Origin of the sequence: Brevibacillus sp. JNUCC-41, assembly GCF_014844095.1 — a bacterium.
In the GTDB taxonomy this organism is placed as follows: Bacteria; Bacillota; Bacilli; order Bacillales; family DSM-1321; genus Peribacillus; species Peribacillus aracenensis.
Window position 1 is genome coordinate 1,446,661 of record NZ_CP062163.1, and the last position, 18,947, is coordinate 1,465,607.

The 18,947-nt window shown below is 43.7% G+C and carries 17 protein-coding genes and 1 other RNA gene; 6 read left to right on the forward strand and 12 right to left on the reverse strand.

All coding sequences use genetic code 11. The annotated features are described in order from the left end of the window. Nucleotides 1-18: 18 nt before the first annotated feature. From JNUCC41_RS07255 to JNUCC41_RS07265, 3 genes are all read right to left on the reverse strand, one after another. The gene (locus tag JNUCC41_RS07255) at nucleotides 19-891 is read right to left on the reverse strand and encodes a LysR family transcriptional regulator (protein ID WP_192207050.1); all 873 of its coding nucleotides are present in this window, start codon (nucleotides 889-891) and stop codon (nucleotides 19-21) included. Nucleotides 892-1,036: 145 nt separating this feature from the next. After that, nucleotides 1,037-1,834 (reverse strand): formate dehydrogenase accessory sulfurtransferase FdhD, encoded by a 798-nt coding sequence (gene fdhD, locus JNUCC41_RS07260; protein WP_192207052.1) that lies wholly within the window; start codon nucleotides 1,832-1,834, stop codon nucleotides 1,037-1,039. Nucleotides 1,835-1,889: 55 nt separating this feature from the next. Next, complete coding sequence (locus tag JNUCC41_RS07265) at nucleotides 1,890-2,252, reverse strand: Na-translocating system protein MpsC family protein (RefSeq protein ID WP_076368224.1); 363 nt, start codon at nucleotides 2,250-2,252, stop codon at nucleotides 1,890-1,892. Nucleotides 2,253-2,586: 334 nt separating this feature from the next. Between JNUCC41_RS07265 and fdhF the strand changes: the two genes are divergently transcribed. Together fdhF and JNUCC41_RS07275 are read left to right on the forward strand one after the other, a co-directional pair. Beyond that, a complete protein-coding gene (fdhF, locus tag JNUCC41_RS07270) occupies nucleotides 2,587-5,526 on the forward strand; it encodes a formate dehydrogenase subunit alpha (protein ID WP_228467564.1) in 2,940 nt (979 codons plus the stop codon). Between the two features lie 18 nt (nucleotides 5,527-5,544). After that, a complete protein-coding gene (locus JNUCC41_RS07275) occupies nucleotides 5,545-6,021 on the forward strand; it encodes a helical membrane plugin domain-containing protein (RefSeq protein ID WP_192207054.1) in 477 nt (158 codons plus the stop codon). 157 nt (nucleotides 6,022-6,178) lie between these two features. Here the strand turns inward: JNUCC41_RS07275 and JNUCC41_RS07280 are convergent, their stop codons facing one another. The 3 genes from JNUCC41_RS07280 to shc form a co-directional block, all read right to left on the reverse strand. After that, nucleotides 6,179-7,081, reverse strand: coding sequence for a TIGR01777 family oxidoreductase (locus JNUCC41_RS07280; protein WP_192207056.1), 903 nt, complete (start codon nucleotides 7,079-7,081; stop codon nucleotides 6,179-6,181). A gap of 33 nt (nucleotides 7,082-7,114) precedes the next feature. Further along, nucleotides 7,115-7,660 (reverse strand): HXXEE domain-containing protein, encoded by a 546-nt coding sequence (locus tag JNUCC41_RS07285; RefSeq protein ID WP_192207058.1) that lies wholly within the window; start codon nucleotides 7,658-7,660, stop codon nucleotides 7,115-7,117. 100 nt (nucleotides 7,661-7,760) lie between these two features. After that, nucleotides 7,761-9,629 carry a squalene--hopene cyclase gene (gene shc / locus JNUCC41_RS07290; RefSeq protein WP_192207060.1) on the reverse strand — a complete coding sequence of 623 codons (1,869 nt, stop codon included), beginning with the start codon at nucleotides 9,627-9,629 and terminating at the stop codon, nucleotides 7,761-7,763. 122 nt (nucleotides 9,630-9,751) lie between these two features. Here shc and JNUCC41_RS07295 point away from each other — a divergent pair, with 122 nt between their 5' ends. Together JNUCC41_RS07295 and JNUCC41_RS27055 are read left to right on the forward strand one after the other, a co-directional pair. Continuing rightward, entirely contained in the window at nucleotides 9,752-10,882 is a 1,131-nt protein-coding gene (locus tag JNUCC41_RS07295) for a DUF2515 family protein (protein WP_192207062.1), read from the forward strand. Between the two features lie 128 nt (nucleotides 10,883-11,010). Beyond that, nucleotides 11,011-11,145 carry a hypothetical protein gene (locus tag JNUCC41_RS27055; RefSeq protein WP_286182431.1) on the forward strand — a complete coding sequence of 45 codons (135 nt, stop codon included), beginning with the start codon at nucleotides 11,011-11,013 and terminating at the stop codon, nucleotides 11,143-11,145. A 157-nt stretch (nucleotides 11,146-11,302) separates the two neighbouring features. On the opposite strand, the gene ssrA is transcribed toward JNUCC41_RS27055, so the two are convergent. The 5 genes from ssrA to secG form a co-directional block, all read right to left on the reverse strand. Next, nucleotides 11,303-11,664: a transfer-messenger RNA gene (gene ssrA / locus JNUCC41_RS07300) on the reverse strand. A gap of 123 nt (nucleotides 11,665-11,787) precedes the next feature. After that, nucleotides 11,788-12,255, reverse strand: a complete 468-nt coding sequence (gene smpB / locus JNUCC41_RS07305) for an SsrA-binding protein SmpB (RefSeq protein WP_192207064.1) — start codon at nucleotides 12,253-12,255, stop codon at nucleotides 11,788-11,790. A 67-nt stretch (nucleotides 12,256-12,322) separates the two neighbouring features. Further along, nucleotides 12,323-14,680 carry a ribonuclease R gene (gene rnr / locus JNUCC41_RS07310; protein WP_192207066.1) on the reverse strand — a complete coding sequence of 786 codons (2,358 nt, stop codon included), beginning with the start codon at nucleotides 14,678-14,680 and terminating at the stop codon, nucleotides 12,323-12,325. Between the two features lie 33 nt (nucleotides 14,681-14,713). Then, nucleotides 14,714-15,460, reverse strand: coding sequence for an alpha/beta hydrolase (locus tag JNUCC41_RS07315; protein ID WP_192207068.1), 747 nt, complete (start codon nucleotides 15,458-15,460; stop codon nucleotides 14,714-14,716). A 140-nt stretch (nucleotides 15,461-15,600) separates the two neighbouring features. After that, nucleotides 15,601-15,834, reverse strand: coding sequence for a preprotein translocase subunit SecG (gene secG, locus JNUCC41_RS07320; protein ID WP_057912046.1), 234 nt, complete (start codon nucleotides 15,832-15,834; stop codon nucleotides 15,601-15,603). A gap of 175 nt (nucleotides 15,835-16,009) precedes the next feature. On the opposite strand from secG, the gene JNUCC41_RS07325 reads away from it, so the two are divergent. Together JNUCC41_RS07325 and JNUCC41_RS07330 are read left to right on the forward strand one after the other, a co-directional pair. Then, nucleotides 16,010-16,552 carry a hypothetical protein gene (locus JNUCC41_RS07325; RefSeq protein ID WP_192207070.1) on the forward strand — a complete coding sequence of 181 codons (543 nt, stop codon included), beginning with the start codon at nucleotides 16,010-16,012 and terminating at the stop codon, nucleotides 16,550-16,552. A 55-nt stretch (nucleotides 16,553-16,607) separates the two neighbouring features. Further along, entirely contained in the window at nucleotides 16,608-17,432 is an 825-nt protein-coding gene (locus JNUCC41_RS07330) for a M15 family metallopeptidase (RefSeq protein WP_192207072.1), read from the forward strand. Nucleotides 17,433-17,650: 218 nt separating this feature from the next. Here JNUCC41_RS07330 and eno read toward each other — a convergent pair whose 3' ends face one another. Continuing rightward, nucleotides 17,651-18,946, reverse strand: coding sequence for a phosphopyruvate hydratase (gene eno / locus JNUCC41_RS07335; RefSeq protein ID WP_063574712.1), 1,296 nt, complete (start codon nucleotides 18,944-18,946; stop codon nucleotides 17,651-17,653). Nucleotide 18,947: the final 1 nt, after the last annotated feature.

The window sequence follows — 18,947 nt, forward strand, 5'->3', positions numbered from 1 at the left end:
AGATTTCTGCGCTTCCAGTTAAATATCACTCATGAAATCGACTTCTTTGACAAATTCGACAAACGCTTTGACCAGTTTTAATTCCTGTGACTTTTCATGATATAACATCCACGTATTCCTGATAAGGGGATTACCATGCTTATCCCTAAGGTCCATCTGACGGAGACTTTGGTCCTTCTCCAATAAAACACTGGGAAGGATGCCATATCCCAGGCCATTCCTGACCATTTCTTTGCATGTATCACCTTTGTCCACTTCCATCCCAACCAAAGGCGGTCCTGAAAAATTGTCTCTCCACCAATTATCGATCATTGTTTTTAAAAGGGCGTCCGTCCCATAATCGATCCTCGGCAAGAAAGGCAGGTCCCGGACTTCGATTTCTTCCTTGGAAGCAATGCAAATCGTTTCCTCAAAAAGATGGTGCCTTGACCCTGCCCATTGATAGTCCCCCCGAACGATCCCTACATGCACTTCTTCCTTGTAAATGAGGTTCAGCACTTCTTTACTCCAACCAGTCGTCACATGGAAATCCACTTTAGGATATCGCTCACGAAATAATCTCAATAGGCCAGGCAATTTATGCAGCGTGATATAATTGGAAACACCCAGCCGTAATGTCCCACTGATCTCCTGACCCATATTGAACGCTGTCTCTTTTATCTGCCGGAGCCTGATCAGCATTTCATCTGCACAGTTGGCCAAATATTCCCCTTGAGGGGTGAACTGCACTCCCCTTGTTCCGCGCTCCACAATCTTTAGATTGAATTCCTTCTCTATTTGCTGAATTCGTTTCGTTAAAGAAGGTTGCGATATATATAAACTTTGCGCCGTTTTAGTAATATTCTTATGCTCATGCAACACCTTTAAAATATGCCAATCCCTTTCATTCATAACCCTTCCCCCGATACCGCTTTTTCCTTGAGTGTCCTATCGAAACTGTATCATACAAGGCTTGTTGGATATATCCAAGCAATGCCGGCAAGGACTTTCCCAAAGCGCATTCTCCAGCCCGCCTTAGGAGCGGCATCTTTCACGCTCAGTCATTCAATTGTATTCTTTCAGGGCATGTATAGATATTCAGTGAATCATTACGAATGAACCCGACCGTGGTGATTCCCAATCCTTCAGCCAACTCCAAAGCCAATTCGGTTGGAGCGGATTTCGAGAGAATCAGTTCACAGCCGATTTTCGCCACCTTCAAGAGAATTTCCGATGAGATCCGGCCGCTGAACACGATAGCTTTCCCTTCTATCGAAATACCATTTTTCAAGCAATGGCCGTATATTTTGTCCAAGGCATTATGCCGGCCGATGTCCATCCTGCTTAATACGAGGCCATCAACATCACATAAAGCGGCATTGTGTACCCCTCCTGTGTTCCGGAAGGTGACAGCGGAATTTTGTAAATCCTTCATCAAGCGGAAGCAGTCATCTGGAGTCAGTTTCACCGAAACATTATCCATTTTCTTGGCCGTCAAAGCATCATTCACAAAGACGAACCCTTGTCGGCTCATTCCGCAGCATGATGTAATATACCGCTTATTTTGAAAGTCCTGGAAGTAGGGATTCACTTTATCTGTCTTCACATGAACAAAGCCTTCTTTTTCCTGGACCCAGATTTCTTTTATCTCATCATATTTTTTGATGATGCCTTCCGAAGCCAAATAGCCAATCACCATATCCTCGATGTATTCAGGTGTACACACCATCGTGACGAATTCCTGGCCATTTATTTTGACAGTAACGGGATACTCCGTTACGATCGTATCTTCCGTCCGCCCGATGTTACCTTTGGTTATCCGGATGATGTCCCTCTTGCTTTCAATCGCTTTCATGTTCCCACTCCTTTTACTATCCAGGAGCCAATTGACCACTATTCAAGGAAGATGGTCAATGCCCGTTGAGTTTGTCCGCTATATCCTTATCAAATACGAATACGGAAATCGCTATGTTCTCCTTGATTTTGATATCTGAAAACAAATGGACCAGTTTAGCCCCAACCAGTTCTTCCATTCCATCTGGAGGACTCTCCGAATACACATCCTGTACCATTTTGGTACGTGCAGAATGGACCATGTCCCTTCCTTCCTCCGATCTTGATATGAACATTTCCGTAGGAGTCAAATTCCCATATAACGTAGAAACGGCCATATTCTCCACGAAAACCGTGTGTATGCGTTCTGGTCCTTTACCGAATAGTTCCTTGCGCAGCTTACGAATCATATCATTGAATTCATGGATAACCTTTGACACCGTTACGTCACTCCAATTCAAGAAAATTAAGTTCTCAATTTTCTAATCATAAATCAACGCGAAGAAAAACGAAAGGAATTTGGGAATGATAGCCTCTTTCCAGGATTGTTTCTTGCTAAAATTAAAGGTATAATATCTAAGAGGAAAGTTGGGAGCATAATAGTGTACTGTTGTGTCCTATCTTTTTTAAAAATCATCCATTATGGTATGGATTGGTATATTGGCAAGCTTTGCTATTAAACTATTCCACCATGACCTACATTTCCGTTCAGAGCCGGAGGTGTGATCATGGTGGTTTTTTTTCGTGTTTTTGGCTATAAAAGGGGGAAATATAATGAGCGATTCAAACATCACCATCAAAATAAATGGGAAGGATTATACCGCTAATGAAGGAGCGACAATTCTGGAGGTCATCAACCGAAATGAGATAGCTCATCCACAGATTTGTTATGTTCCTGAAGTGGATCCGATCCAAACATGCGACACATGCATCGTCGAAGTTAATGGGAAACTCGTCCGATCATGTTCGACAAAAGCAGCGGGCGGCATGGATATAGCCTTGGATTCAAGCAAGGCAAAAGAGGCCCAAACCGAAGCCATGGACCGGATCCTGGAAAACCATTCTTTATACTGTACTGTATGTGATAATAATAACGGAAATTGCAAACTGCATAACACAGCGGAATTAATGGAAATCGAACACCAAAAATATCCTTACACACCGAAAGTGGAATTGGGTGCCGTCGATATGTCCCATCCATTTTACCGCTATGATGCCAATCAATGCATCGCATGCGGCCAATGTGTCGAAGTCTGCCAGAACCTTCAGGTCAACGAGACGCTGTCCATCGACTGGGAAGCGGAACGCCCCCGGGTAATCTGGGATGAAGGAACGGAAATCAATAACTCATCTTGTGTAGGCTGCGGACAGTGTGTAACCATTTGTCCATGTAATGCATTAATGGAAAAATCGATGCTGGGTGAGGCTGGCTTCATGTCAGGTTTGAAAAACGATATGCTTGAACCAATGATTGACCTTGTCAAAGAAGTGGAACCTGGATACAGCGGGATTTTTGCCATTTCAGAGATTGAAGCGGCAATGCGTGATACACGGACGAAGAAGACAAAAACGGTCTGTACGTTCTGTGGGGTAGGATGCACATTCGAAGTCTGGACAAAAGGCCGTAAAATCCTTAAAGTCCAACCTACCCATGAAGCACCCGTCAATGCGATATCCACATGTGTCAAAGGGAAATTCGGCTGGGACTTCGTAAACTCGGAAAAACGTTTAACCAAGCCCCTGATTCGGAAAAATGGGAGATTCGTTGAATCAAGCTGGGATGAAGCACTTGATTTGGTTGCATCCAGACTTGGTTCGATCAAACAGCAATACGGCGGAAATTCAGTAGGCTTCATTTCCTCATCAAAGATCACGAATGAAGAAAACTATGTGATTCAAAAACTGGCACGTCAAATGTTCGAAACGAATAACGTCGACAATTGCTCGCGTTACTGTCAATCCCCGGCAACAGACGGACTGTTCCGTACGGTCGGCATGGGAGGAGATGCTGGTACGATTAAAGATATTGCCGCAGCAGGTCTTGTCATCATCGTTGGCGCTAACCCTGCAGAAGGCCATCCCGTATTGGCGACACGCGTAAAACGGGCACACAAGCTTCACGGACAAAAACTGATCGTAGCTGACATCCGCAAAAACGAAATGGCCGAACGCTCCGACATCCATATCAGTCCAAAACAAGGAACAGACCAGGTTTGGTTGATGGCGGTTACAAAATATATAATCGATCAAGACTGGCATGATCAAGAATTCATCAATGAAAATGTTAACTTCTTCGACGATTACAAAGAAGTACTTGAAAAATACACCCTGGAATATGCCGAAACACACACAGGCATTTCAAGAGAAACATTGATCCAAATAGCTGAGACCATTCGCGATGCAGACGGAACATGCATCCTCTGGGGAATGGGCGTTACACAAAACACCGGTGCATCCGATACTTCAGCGGCAATTTCCAACTTGCTATTGGCTACGGGTAACTACCGTCGTCCAGGAGCGGGAGCTTATCCGCTTCGCGGCCATAACAATGTACAGGGCGCTTGCGATATGGGTACCTTGCCAACATGGCTTCCAGGATATCAGCATGTTACCGATGACGTGGCACGTGCTAAATTCGAAAAAGCTTATGGAGTGAAAATCGATGGCAAACCAGGCTTGAACAATATTGAAATGCTCAAAGCGATAGAGAAAGGCGACATGAAGGCCATGTATCTCGTCGGAGAAGATATGGCACTTGTCGATGCGGATGCAAACCATGTTGATAAAGTGTTATCCGGATTGGATTTCTTTGTTGTCCAGGATATTTTCCTTTCAAGGACAGCCCAATATGCCGACGTGGTATTGCCAGGAGCCCCATCTCTTGAAAAAGACGGAACGTTCACCAATACGGAGCGCCGTGTACAGCGTTTATATAAAGCCCTTCCCACAATGGGGGATTCTAAAGCGGACTGGGAAATCACTCAAGAGATCGCCAACCGCTTAGGTGCAAATTGGAACTACACTCACCCTAGTGAAATCTATGAAGAAATGGCAAGCCTGTCACCGATATTCAGCCAAGCGAATTACGAGGTGCTGGAAGGATGGAACAGCTTCCTCTGGGGAAGCCATGATGGATCAAACACACCGCTTCTTTATGTGGATGGCTTCAACTTCCCTGATAAGAAAGCGCGCTTTGCACTGGCTGACTGGGTGGAACCTCATAAATTCCCGGAAGAATATGACCTTCATATCAATAACGGACGCATGCTGGAGCATTTCCATGAAGGCAATATGACGAACAAATCCAATGGAATCCAATCGAAAGTACCTGATATTTTCGTTGAGGTATCACCAGAACTTGCCAAAGAACGTAAAGTCGGCGATGGCGGACTCGTTCGCTTAGTGTCTCCATTCGGGGCCGTTAAATTAAAAGCCCTGATCACAGACCGTGTAAAAAAAAATGAGCTATTTTTACCGATGAACTCAGTCGATAAAGACTCTGCCATCAACTTCCTGACTGGTCCCATCTATGATCAACGCACAAGCACGCCTGCTTACAAACAGACGATGGTCCGCATGGAAGTATTAAGCGCAAGCGGAGACATCCCATTACCGGGTACCAATCCACGGAACAAAAAACGTCATCCTCAAAATGGTGTCGAGGTTGAACGTAAGTGGGCCCGTCCAGGGTATGTTCACTTAACGGATAAATAAACAGGGAGGGTGAAGATCATGGCAGCTCCTATTACGGAAATCCATAATCCCATTACTGAGGAAGAAATTAAGCTACAAAAACTCGAAGAACTGAAAACGCTGATCACCGATAATGAAGAGGCATTGAACAATATGTTTAAAATCGTCAATGAACTGAATGACTCGGGAGTATTCGAAGCCGCGACCTCCATGCTTCAAGGAAAAGAACAAATCGCGAAAATCGCTCTTCAACAAATCACAAGGCAGCCTGTCACAAACCTGATCAATACCCTAATGGGGGCAACCGGAGCCTTGATGAACGCCGATGCCGCACAATCCACGAAACTGCTTAACAGTGCACTTGCAGGAATCGATGAAGGAAACAAATTCCTTCAGGCAGATAAGAAGATCGGAGTTTTGGATTTAATGAAAACATTGAATGATCCAGACATAAACCGGGCGATCGGCTTTGGCGTACACTTCCTAAAGGGAATGGGCAAGGAATTAAAAGAATAGAATCGGAACAAAGACTCAAGAGAAGCTCATGCTTCTTTTGAGTCTTTGTTCTATACTGGATGAAATGCTGATCTTATTAGCCTGGATGATTTAGATGAGGGCCCAAATCACTCATCAACCGTAATGTCATCACCAAGGCTCAATAATAAATGTATCTTTAACCTAGAATATCAGAAAGTGCACTTTGTACGTATGGAAATTGAAAGGAGTAATTGTGGTAAAGTGCTTTTTGAGGGAGTACCCGCTGCCCTTTTAATACCAACTGACTCATTTCACCAAGTACTACTTTTACTACAACCCCAGGAACATGAAGCCAATATGGGCGGTGAAGGACGTCTGCAATGGACTGTCCGAATGATGACATGCGTATTGGATGAGGCGAGGTCACATTCAAAGGTCCTTCTACTTCAGAATTAATTATGGCGAAGTACACCATCTCAACCGCATCTTGAATGTGCACCCAGGAAATCCATTGCATCCCACTGCCGATTGTCCCCCCAATACCTAATTTATACGGTAGCACTGTTCGCGGAAAGGCACCCTCTTGACCCAGAATGATGCCGAAACGCGCGAAGACCGTTCGAACGCCTAATTCTTCCGCCATTGCCCCTTCTTTCTCCCAACGCTTTACAACACTGGCCAAAAAGTCGTTTGCATCACTTTTGGAGGACTCATTAAACGTTTTGAAGTCTGACATACCGTAGTAACTTACACCTGAAGCGTTAACAAGAACTTTTGGCTTTGGGTGAAGATGTCTCAAAATTCGAATGACCTCTTTTGTGGCTGTAAGACGGCTATTCAAAATAACCTCTTTTTTACTTTGGATCCACCGTCCGCTATTAATTGATTCCCCGGCTAAATTGACCACCGCATCGACATCCTTAAGTTCGTTTTCAGGTTGATGATCTGCAGAAAGCCAATTGACATAATGAACGAATTCACTTGTTCTTTTATGATCAGGAAGACGCGTTAATATGGTTACTCGATGGCCTTTTTGAGTCAACAGGTGAGTCAGGGCTTGACCTACAAACCCGCTTCCTCCCGTTATAACAACATGCAATTTACTCACCTCCTGCAACTGCTTTCTTATAAGTTAGTGAATAAAATAACGGCCTAAAAGATTGCCAACAAGAAAAATCGGGATCATGAGCAGGCTGACGGGGAGACTTGCAAAAAGTAATTGCCCGTCTATCAGGCCGTGTTCGAACAAACTGTCATAGGCAATAAGACAGTAAGGGATGAGAAGGAATAGCGCCGTTATGATGCCAGGTGTGTAGCCTTTGAAAAAGATGGACTGAACAATATGCATGATCGCTTGCAGAATAAATAAGTTGAGAATAGCTGTATATAAAAGAAAGCCCCCTCCGTTTAATGTGAGATGGGCAGTCACCACTGTAGTGAATGAAATAATCAACAAAATCCAAGTAGCCGAAACAGAAAGCTGGGCAGCGGTTGAACCTAGTTTTTCCCTCATATTTAATATTAGTTGGACGAAAGAAGATTTTTGAAACCTATTTTCACTTGCCTTCATGGAAGATTCAATGGTTATGATCTCTTCTAAGTCATGGAAAATAAAAATGATTGGGCACAACCAAATAATTGTATGAAGATCGAAAAATTGGCGGAAAGTTTCAAGCATCTTTTGCCTCCTGCTTGTTGTAGTTTTGTTCATTGAATGGGAAAAACTAAAAAAAATGCAAAAAGTCACTTGAAAGCTATTTGAATCCACAAATCCCTGTTTAGCTCCCTTCAGCTAATTTTTGATAATGGGCCAAGGCCAATAACGGAAAAACGTATTCGTAACAATGATAATTGATATAAAAGGCTCCCGCCATTCCCCTTCCTTTCGGGTAGGCCTTTGCCCAATCTTTTTCTTTTCCATCTACTAAAAAAGCTGCGCCGCGTTTAATGTCAGGTGTGACTTCAGCCGCTGCTGAGATAAGTGTATCAAGGGCCCACGCTGTATGGGTGCGGGTACTTTCGCCCAACGGCACATAACAATTTTCGATATCACTTTTACAGGATTCTCCCCACCCTCCGTCTTGATTTTGAATGGCCTTTAACCAGTTTACAGCCTTCTGAATGGCAGGATGATTCGGGGAAATCCCAACCGCAACCATTCCCGTTACAGCCGCCCATGTGCCATAAATATAGACGCCCCAGCGCCCTACCCAAGAACCATCCGACTCTTGATTCTTTAACAGCCAACGAATCCCGCGTTTCACCATAGGATGATGAAAATCCAAATGAGTATAGTTCCCGAAAAACTCTAATGTCCTTCCCGTTAAATCAACCGTCGACGGATCAGTCAACAAATCTTTTCCGCCCTCGATCGGTAACAGGTTCAATATTTTCTTATTTACATTCTTTTCGAATGCCGCCCATCCACCGTCATTGTTTTGCATGGAAATGAGCCATTTGATTCCCCGATCCCATGCCTGTCGACAATCCACCCTTTCGATGGCTAACGTTCGAATCGCTCTTAGTGCTGCCGTTGTGTCGTCAATATCCGGATGGATTGTATTCATGTCCTCAAAGCCCCAGCCTCCCGGCAACAGGTCTGGTTCATGAATGACCCAATCCCCGTATTTGACATGTTGCCGGGAGAGGATATATCGGTTTGCCTTCTGGACGGTATTCGATGAATAAGGGACTCCGGATTCTTGCAGAGCATAACTGATTAATGTCGTGTTCCAGACCGTAGCCGTCGCATATTGGCAGTGGCGTTCTCCATCAATCCGGCAGGTCATCGCATTTAAGCCTTGCAAGGCACGGGTAATCACCGGATGTGTATTCGAATATCCCCTCGCCAATAAGGCAAAAATCATCATAGAAGTTGAACCGAAATAATTACATAAGGTGCCATCCGGTTCTATTCTATCCAGCATATATTGTTCGGCGCGATTTAAAGCTAACTCGCGAAGATTTCCGGGGTAGTCTTTCAGGCCTTTTATCCCTTTTTGAATCGAATCGAAAACCGAGCGGAATTCCGGATCTTCTGTAAAAAACCGATTTTCTTTTTTGAGATACAAATCAGAGAGATCAGGAGACCGCAGTGTTCTCCTGCTAAAACCCAAATTGGCCAGAATCAGTAACGGGATGATGTTCGTTCTGCCAAACATGGAGAAGTCAAAAAGATTAATTAGAAAGGAGTCCGGTATAAGCAGCACTTCAATCTTAATGGGGAAAGGCGGCCACTCGCACTGTCCGGTTAAAGCCAACAGGACTTTAAAAAGCATATGGACTTCTGTAGCCCCTCCGTTGGCAAGGATAAACCGCCTGGCTGCCTGGATATCCGGGTCACCCCGATCCCGGTAACCGGAGTAAAGAAGGGCATAATAAGCTTCCACAGTGGACGTAAGGTTCCCTTTTCCTTCATCATAAAACAAACCCCATGAACCATCTTTCTGCTGTTTCCCAGCAATACGTTCCACCAGTTCTTTTATGAACGCCTCATCATTTATCTCCAATGTCCGCAATAAGATAATCATGTGACAGTCTGTTCCGATGCCGGTCTCAAAAGGATATTGCCAGGACCCATCATCTGATTGGTCCCTAATGAACTGATCGACGATTCTGTTCATTTCCTCATTTACCCGATGTCCCATGTTACCCCCCTCTTTCGAATACTCACGTTGTATTCATATTCCTCTGGCAATATGAATATGCATTTCTTTAATGGGAGAATCGAACGCAGTTAAAATGAAATGTTGATAAGGGATGATGATTTTTGTTTGATTCCTATTCGGATGTAAAGAAGGATTTGAAAAAAAAATTAAAAAGTAAATCTTCCGGCCTCCTGCCCTTTTTATCCGAAAACGATAAACAACGCATTCACTATATAAGAGAACAGACAAAACAACATAATCAAAACAATGTTACACGGACTCGCGCTTATTATAATTTTTATCTTGAGCATCCAGAAATCCATTGGGCCTTCCTTGGACATATGGTATCGAGGAACGTTGGCTGGAACATGACCGATTTAAAAGGGGATTTGCTGACAAAACTTCTGCCAGAAAGAGATCAGAAGGCGATTTATTCTTTTTTGGAACGCGGCAGCTGGTTGATTTTTCAGGATGTGTATCCCCAGTGTTTGATTTATGACCTAAGTGTGAAAGCCAACCAGGAAATGTTCCACCTTTTACACTTTTTTCACATTTCCACCTTTATGGAAACGATGTGGCGTTATTTTTGGAACAGCGGGGATTCCTACACTCTTGCGATTGCGACTGTAATAAATGAACAAAGTTATTTGGAAAAAAGAGTGATCCAAAATGATCATTTTAAAAAAACCGTAACCGGTACGGCCAGCTTCAAGTTGTATGATTTTTTGCGTTTCAATCACATTCTTTTTCCATACTGTGCAGAGGGAAATAGGCAACGAGCCTTACTTGCCGGCGCTACCTCGCGCCATTTCACTTCGCTTCACGAACGAATTTTATTCGGAAAAAGATTGTATGCCCTTCTTTTTCAGCGTACAAATATTTCAGCGGGCATTTTGAAATGGGCAAACGATCATCCCCATACGGGTTCACGAAAAGATTATTGGCCCGATTTATTTAATGATGTAAACGAATTTTTCCCCCGTTCCCTTTATAAACCTCGGGTCAAGAATTGTAAGTTGAGAAAAGGCGCCGCCGACCGGTTGTACAGTCCACTGTTAAAATACGCCTGGCCGAATACTTCTCATGAAGATGCGGAAAGCGGCGACTGGTTTGAGGATTGGCATGTTCTGGACTATATTCATAAGGAAGTCGATGTGAATGGAGATGTATTCGGGAATTATTGCAAAACGCTTGAAATAATTGAGCTTGCGGTCATGGGAAAGGAAGCTCTTCTGTTACGGGAAGAGGAATAACCATCAACGTGCGGTGATTTTGACGGCTGTTCTATATATTTTCATTGGTCGCTCCTTTCATTTTGACTTTTATCCCTCGAATTGTTGATTGTGTCATAACAGAAAGGGTAGATTGTCAGGAAAGAACAATGATAAAACATACGGTACCATTTGTCTTGAAATCGTTGAAAAAGGAGACCTATGTTTGCGGTTACTTCGATTTAAGTGATCGCTTCCGTTATACAGCAGTTCAAATTAAGATAAATGAAACAACATTCTTGTAGACTTAAGAGCCCCCGACAACTCCAATAGAAGTTGTCGAGGGCTCTGTGTAATATTGGACTAGATCTACATTTTTTAACTTATAAACAAATTTATAAAGCATATGATGACAATTTTATGCTTCAAGTCACACAAATAAAAAACCACCAATATATGTATTGGTGGAGACGGTGGGAGTCGAACCCACGTCCAGACATAACGGCACTTAAGCTTCTACGAGTGTAGTCGATATATTCGCATTTCGCGAACTCATTAGCCTATCGACAGGCGGCAGAGCAGCTAGTCTGATTGGTCTCTTCCTTCATCCTCAGACGGTGGATTCCGGCGTATCCCACTTAGAGTGAGTCCCTTACCCTACCACGTGGGCCATGGAGGGAGGAACAGCTATCGACTGTTATTAAGCAGCGAAAGCTAGGTTGTTGTTTTGTTTGCCAGTTATAGGCGTTGACGTTTTAACGAGGCCGATCCCCTCGACTCGCAACTTAAGCTCGAACTATCCCTGTCGAATCCGTAACGTCCCCATGATAGAAATGGAGCGTACGAGAGAAGAATAGTCAGCAAGTTGGCTGATATTCAATTGTCATCGGTACAGGATTAATTATAACAGATTGGTTCAAAAAATCAATTGTAAGGTCTTGGCAGTTCTACATCTTCTGCCGCTCACGGAAAGCACGTTCAATATCACGCTTCGCTTCCTTCTTCTTCAGGTCATCACGCTTGTCATATTGTTTCTTCCCTTTTCCGAGTCCGATTAAAACTTTGGCAAAGCCATTCTTTAAATACATTTTCAACGGGACGATGGTGTAACCTGTTTCCTTTGTTTCGCCAATCAGCTTATTGATTTCCTTTTTATGCAGAAGGAGTTTACGTGTCCGCAAAGGGTCATGGTTAAACTGGTTTCCCTGCTCATAAGGGCTGACATGCATATTATGAAGATAAATTTCACCATTTTCTATTTTAGCAAAGGCATCTTTCAAATTCACTCGGGCCGCACGGATTGCTTTGATTTCGGTCCCTTTCAAAACGATACCCGCTTCAAACGTTTGTTCAATAAAGAAATCATGATAAGCTTTTTTATTTTGTGCTAGTTGTTTACCTGAGCCTTTTGGCATCTAACTCTCCCCTTTTAACATCCAATCGCGGCGAGAGGAAGAAATGATCATCCCCACGCCTCAATCTTTATCTCTTTTTTGGTTTTCTCTTGCGTTTGGCAGCTGGCGCATTTTCAAAGAATTTTTTCTTGTTTTTCGATTTTCTTCCAGAGGAAGTCGAATCTCCATTACGGCCGCCGCCTTTTCCTTCCTTACGTCCCCCATTGCCGCCTCGGCCGCGTTTGCGTTCACCTGAATTGGCTTTGAATATTTTCTTCTCGCCAGATGGACGCGGACGGCTTACCTTCATGCCGATGATTTCAAAATCGATGGCGCGTTCCTCTTTATTGACATTGGAAACACGTACGTCGATCTCATCGCCAATCCGGAACACATTACCGGTACGTTCCCCGATCATTGCAAGCTGACGCTCATCGAAGCGGTAATAATCATCCGTCATGAAGCTGACATGGACAAGTCCTTCAATGGTGTTCGGCAACTCGACGAACATCCCGAAATTCGTAACCGAACCAATGATCCCGGTATATTCTTCGCCGATCTTATCCAGCATATATTCCGCTTTCTTCAGATCATCCGTTTCCCGTTCAGCATCTACTGAGCGACGTTCACGTTTCGATGTATGATCGGCAATCTCAGGTAAATCAGCATTCCATTTCTCCTTCGTGGCTTCATCCATTTTACCTTCCACCAAGTAGGTCCTGATCAACCTGTGCACGATCAAATCCGGGTAACGGCGAATCGGCGATGTGAAATGTGTATAAAACTCAGCAGATAAACCAAAGTGACCTAAGCTCTCCGGATCATATTTCGCCTGTTGCATGGAACGAAGCATGACGGTTGAAATGACCGTTTCTTCCGGTTTACCGGCAACTGCCTCAATGATTTCCTGTAACGCCTTAGGATGGACGTCATTGGCCGATCCCCGTACAATATATCCGAAATTCGTAATGAATTCGAAGAAACGCTGCAGTTTTTCCGGCTTTGGATCTTCATGAATACGGTATATGAACGGAACGTCAAGACGGTGGAAATGCTCTGCAACGGTTTCATTTGCCGCAAGCATGAACTCTTCAATCAGCTTTTCCGCAACCGACCTTTCACGTAAAACCACATCAGTCGGATGGCCCTCTTCATCAACGATGACTCTCGCTTCATTGAAATCAAAGTCGATCGCACCGCGGTTCATTCGGTTTTTACGAAGGATGGCCGCTAACTTCTCCATGTCCTGGAACATTGGCACCAACGCTTCATAGCGTTCGAGCTGTTCTTCATCTTTATCCACAAGGATTTTGTTCACATTGCCATATGTCATACGTTCCGTCGTCTTAATGACACTTTCAAAAATGTCATGATTGACGACTTTGCCATCTGGCGTGATTTCCATTTCACAAGAGAGTGTAAAACGATCGACTTGTGGATTCAAGGAGCAAATGCCATTCGATAAACGATGCGGGATCATCGGAATGACCCTGTCCACCAAATAAACGCTCGTCCCTCTTTCCAAAGCTTCCTTATCGATTGGAGATCCTTCCTTCACATAATGGCTGACATCAGCAATGTGAACACCCAGCTTGTAATTGCCATTTTCAAGTTTAGAAACAGTAACAGCGTCATCCAGGTCCTTTGCATCCGCTCCATCAATCGTGACCAAAACATCATTGCGCAAATCCCTGCGGTTGCCTATTTCACTTTCTTGAATGGTATCCGAAACGGCATTGGCTTGCTCCATTACGTCTTCCGGGAACTCCATCGGCAAACCATATTTATGGATGACGGAAAGAATATCCACGCCAGGGTCATTTTTATGCCCCAGAATCTCAATGACTTCGCCTTCAGCACTTATGCGTCCTTCAGGATAGGAAGTAAGTTTGACGACAACCTTATGGCCCTCTACCGCTCCATGGGAAGCGTGCTGTGGGATGAAGATATCGTTTGCGATCTTTTTATCATCAGGGATGACGAAACCAAAACTTTTACTTTCGGAGTATGTACCGACCACTTGTGTAATTCCGCGTTCAAGTATTCTGATGACCGTGCCTTCTTGCCTTGAGCCGGATGTTTCCGAAGATACTCGTACCATTACGACATCTCCATGCATCGCTGTGCCCGTTTCATTTGGCGGAATGAAAATATCATCCATTCCTGGGTTATCCTCAGGTGTCACAAAGGCGAATCCCTTTGCATGCCCCGTTAATTTACCGCGGAACAAATTCATTTTTTGCGGCAGGCCGTAACGATTGCTTCTTGTTCTGACCACCAATCCCTTTTCTTCCATTTTTACTAAAGCCTTAACGAAATTCTTGAAATCTGCCGAGTCTTCGATTTTCAAAGCCTCTTCCAGTTCTTGTACCGTTAACGGCTTATACGCTTCATCCGTCATGTATGTCAGAAGCTTATTAATATGTTCTTGAATGTTATCTTCCATGAAAACCCTCCTATTCAGGGTATAATAAATTTGTTATTCGGACCAATCCAGACTTTCTAAAAATTCCAATACATCTTCATGCAACTGGTCTTTTTCTTTATCAAGAGTTATGACATGGCCGGATTCTTCATACCACTTGATTCGTTTGACCGGTGATTCAATGGAATCAATAATAATATCGGCACTTTTCGGATTGATAACATCATCATGCCGGCCTTGCACGACAAATGTCGGAGCGTAAATAAGGTCGACGTGCTCTCTTACATCCGTTATCAATTCCTGAAGGGCCTTCAATGTACTCATCGGTTTATCGGCAAGGAGGTCCATTTCAAGCTCTATTTGCTCTTGAGTTTTTCCTTCGTACTTCTTAAATTCTCTGGCGTACTCCAATACTCCTTTAAACATCATTTCTTCACTTTTAATATGCATAGGCGCACACATCGATACGATACCCTTTATAGGTACAGTGTAACCTAATTTAAGAGAAAATACGCCTCCTAATGAGAGTCCGGCAACAGCAATTTCTTCATGGCCTTTGCTTTTCAGAAAATCATAGGCCATCATGACATCTTTCCACCAATCCTCCGGGCCCGTTTTCACCAGCTCCTCTGGCGGGACGCCATGTCCTTTATAGTGCGGGGCATGGCAGGTGTATCCCTGTTTCTCCAAGTAACGGCCCAGCATCCGTACATCCGCCGAATTCCCCGTAAATCCATGTAATAGTAAGACAGCCCTTTTTCCGGCTTCAAAAGTAAAGGGCTGCTGCAGCTTGATTTTCATGACTTCAAACTCCTTTATCAGTAAATAGAATGAAAAATATCCCTATCCTATAATTAAGTACTAAAATCACTATATCTATTCATGCAACTATTGTGCAAAGAAAAAAGCCTAGCTAATTAGCTAGACTCATTTTTGATCCATTACACATCAAAGAAAGCAACAAGTAAAGTTAAAGCAAAGAATAAAATCGCCAATACTATCGTTGCACGATGTAAAATCAGGTCCAAACCGCGTGCCTTTTGCTTTCCGAATAGCTGCTCGGCACCGCCGGCAATCGCACCAGATAAACCTGCACTCTTACCTGATTGAAGCAATACCGTCACAATGAGGGCGATACTGACAATCACTAAAAGCGTTATGAGAAATGCATGCATGCAATTACACCTCCTGAAGAACCAATAAACAATTACTTTAACTTTACCACACCCAATAAATATCCACAATCTTTGTTATACTATGATGGTAAGAATTCCTAAAACCCATAGTCATTTATTTCTTTTTGAAACAAAGTTTGAGATAATTTGCATAAATAGAGAAAGAGGTGTCAACATGTTTAAGTCCATACTTCGGATTCTTGATCTCCTGACCATCCTATTCTCGGCGGTTGCCGGCTATTCTTTATGGACAGGCGGAAGCAATCTTATCAGTGTCCTATTAATCATCCTATCACCGCTTTTATTGCTGCTGGCAAAGTATCACGGAAATCGATACTTATTATTTGCTGCATATATCACGACAACCGTTTATTTTACTGCTATTATTTATAATGGACTTTCCAATAGCAGTATCGACTTTTTCCAATCAAGCTTCCATGTCCTCCTGATCGGGGCAGCAGCCGTCTTGCTGAGCATCATAGCAGCGGTCATCGGGTTTGGGACCAATACCCTTACGATCCTTTGGTTATCGCTGCACGGCCTTGTCACATTCGAGACAATCAGGATGTCATCTGGTTTCCTTTCGCACTTTTGGTCTGATCCCGTCGTGCAAACCGCAATCCGTAATGATTATCCTTTTTTGTTGATGGTGGTCTGGATTGGCTTATTTCTTGATAAATATCAAAGTGAATTAACAAGGGATTACTTATCACGATAATCTTTGAAAACTATTTTTATTGGAAATCTTATATTAAAAGCAAGGGGCCTTTCATATGTTAAAACCTATATTTGCAGCAACTGCTCTATCATCTTTCATTCTGATGGCTGGCTGTTCATTCGACCTGACCAGCGATGATAAAAAAGAGCCAAAAGAAGAACAACCGAGCTCCCAGGATAAGGAGACAGAAACTGATAAGAATCATGATTCAAATGAATCGGCCCAACGTCAGGTGGAAGTTGATGAAACGGTTAAACCCGCACAGGCTGGCCTTCAGACATTAGCCAACCCGGAAAGCATTCCTGTACTTGTCAATAAACAATACAGCCTGCCGGAAGATTACAAACCCGATGACCTTATCTACCCAAAAGTGGATTTCATCTTTCAAGATAAAATTGAAAAAAGAATGATGCGCGAAGAAGCGGGAAAGGCTCTTGAAAAAATGTTCCAGGCAGCCGAAAAAGAAAACATGCACTTTGCCGGTGTTTCCGCGTACCGTTCACATCAAACACAAATCACGGTCTTTAATAACTATGTGGCTAAGGACGGGGAAGAAAAAGCGAAAACCTACAGTGCAATGCCTGGGACAAGCGAGCATGAAACGGGTCTCGCGATTGATGTTACGACCCACGACGGTGCATGTGCTGCCCAAGACTGCTTCGGTGACACGAATGAAGCGACCTGGCTTGCCGAGCATGCCCATGAATATGGATTTATCATCCGCTATCCGGAAGGCAAGGAAAACATAACAGGGTATAAATACGAACCATGGCACATCCGCTATGTAGGTGTCGATGCCGCCACTGAAATTTTCCAAACGAAGAGCACATTGGAAGAATACTATAATGCCGTACCAGTGGAAGCTGTATCGAATAAATAAAAAAAAGGTGCCCGGATGCGGCACCTTTTTTTTATTAATCAAACGTTTGATTAACTCCTTTTATCAGCCCTGAACCAAGCTGGAATCAGTGACTGGACGGCTAACGTTATAGGCAAAAAAAACCTCCCATTCAATGTGCATTCTAACATTGAATGGGAGGTGAAAAGAAATCACTATGCAGAACCCATCTTCTTGTCAGAAGCGGAATCCCAAAATAATTACTTCTTCAAGTTATAGAAAGATTTCAACCCGCCATATACAGCCAAGTCACCAAGCTGGTCTTCGATGCGAAGTAGTTGGTTGTATTTAGCGATACGGTCTGTACGGGACATGGAACCCGTTTTGATTTGGCCAGCGTTTGTTGCAACGGCGATGTCAGCGATCGTTGCATCTTCCGTTTCACCGGAACGGTGGGAAACGACTGCAGTGTAGCCTGCGCGTTTAGCCATTTCGATTGCATCAAACGTTTCAGTCAGTGTACCAATTTGATTCACTTTTATCAGGATGGAGTTACCGATGCCTTTTTCGATGCCTTCAGCCAATTTTTTCGTGTTCGTTACGAAAAGATCGTCACCCACTAATTGAACTTTAGAACCAATGCGCTCCGTTAAAAGCTTATGGCCATCCCAGTCATTTTCATCCAAGCCGTCTTCGATGGAAAGAATAGGGAACTCATTCACTAGCTCTTCATAGAAAGCAACCATTTCTTCGGATGTAACGCCATTGCGGCCTTCGCCTGCAAGATCATATTTGCCTGTTTCTTTGTTATAGAATTCAGATGAAGCTACGTCCATGCCAAGGTAGATATCTTCGCCTGCTTTGTAGCCAGCTTTTTCGATCGCTTCGATGATGACTTGCAACGCTTCACGGTTTGAACCAAGGTTTGGCGCAAAGCCGCCCTCATCGCCGACTGCCGTATTCAAACCTTTGGCAGAAAGGACAGATTTCAACGCATGGAATACTTCAGCACCCATACGAACCGCTTCTTTGAAGCTAGGAGCGCCTACAGGAAGGATCATGAATTCCTGGAAGTCAACGTTGTTATCGGCATGTGATCCTCCGTTAATGATGTTCATCATTGGAGTTGGAAGTTGTTTCGCATTGAACCCACCAAGGTAACGGTACAATGGTAAACCTGAAAATTCCGCAGCTGCATGGGCAGCAGCCATTGACACGCCAAGGATTGCATTAGCTCCCAGGTTTCCTTTGTTTTCAGTGCCATCCAATTCAATCATAGTAAGGTCAAGGCCTGCTTGGTTCGTTACATCCAAACCGATGACAGCTTCAGCAATGATATCATTTACATTATCGACTGCTTTTTGTACCCCTTTACCCAGGTAACGAGATTTATCTCCGTCACGAAGCTCAACCGCTTCATGTTCCCCTGTTGAAGCACCTGATGGTACGATCGCACGTCCGAAGTATCCGGACTCTGTTTGGATTTCTACTTCTATTGTTGGATTACCACGGGAATCTAGCACTTCGCGTGCATATACATGTTCAATGTACGGCATT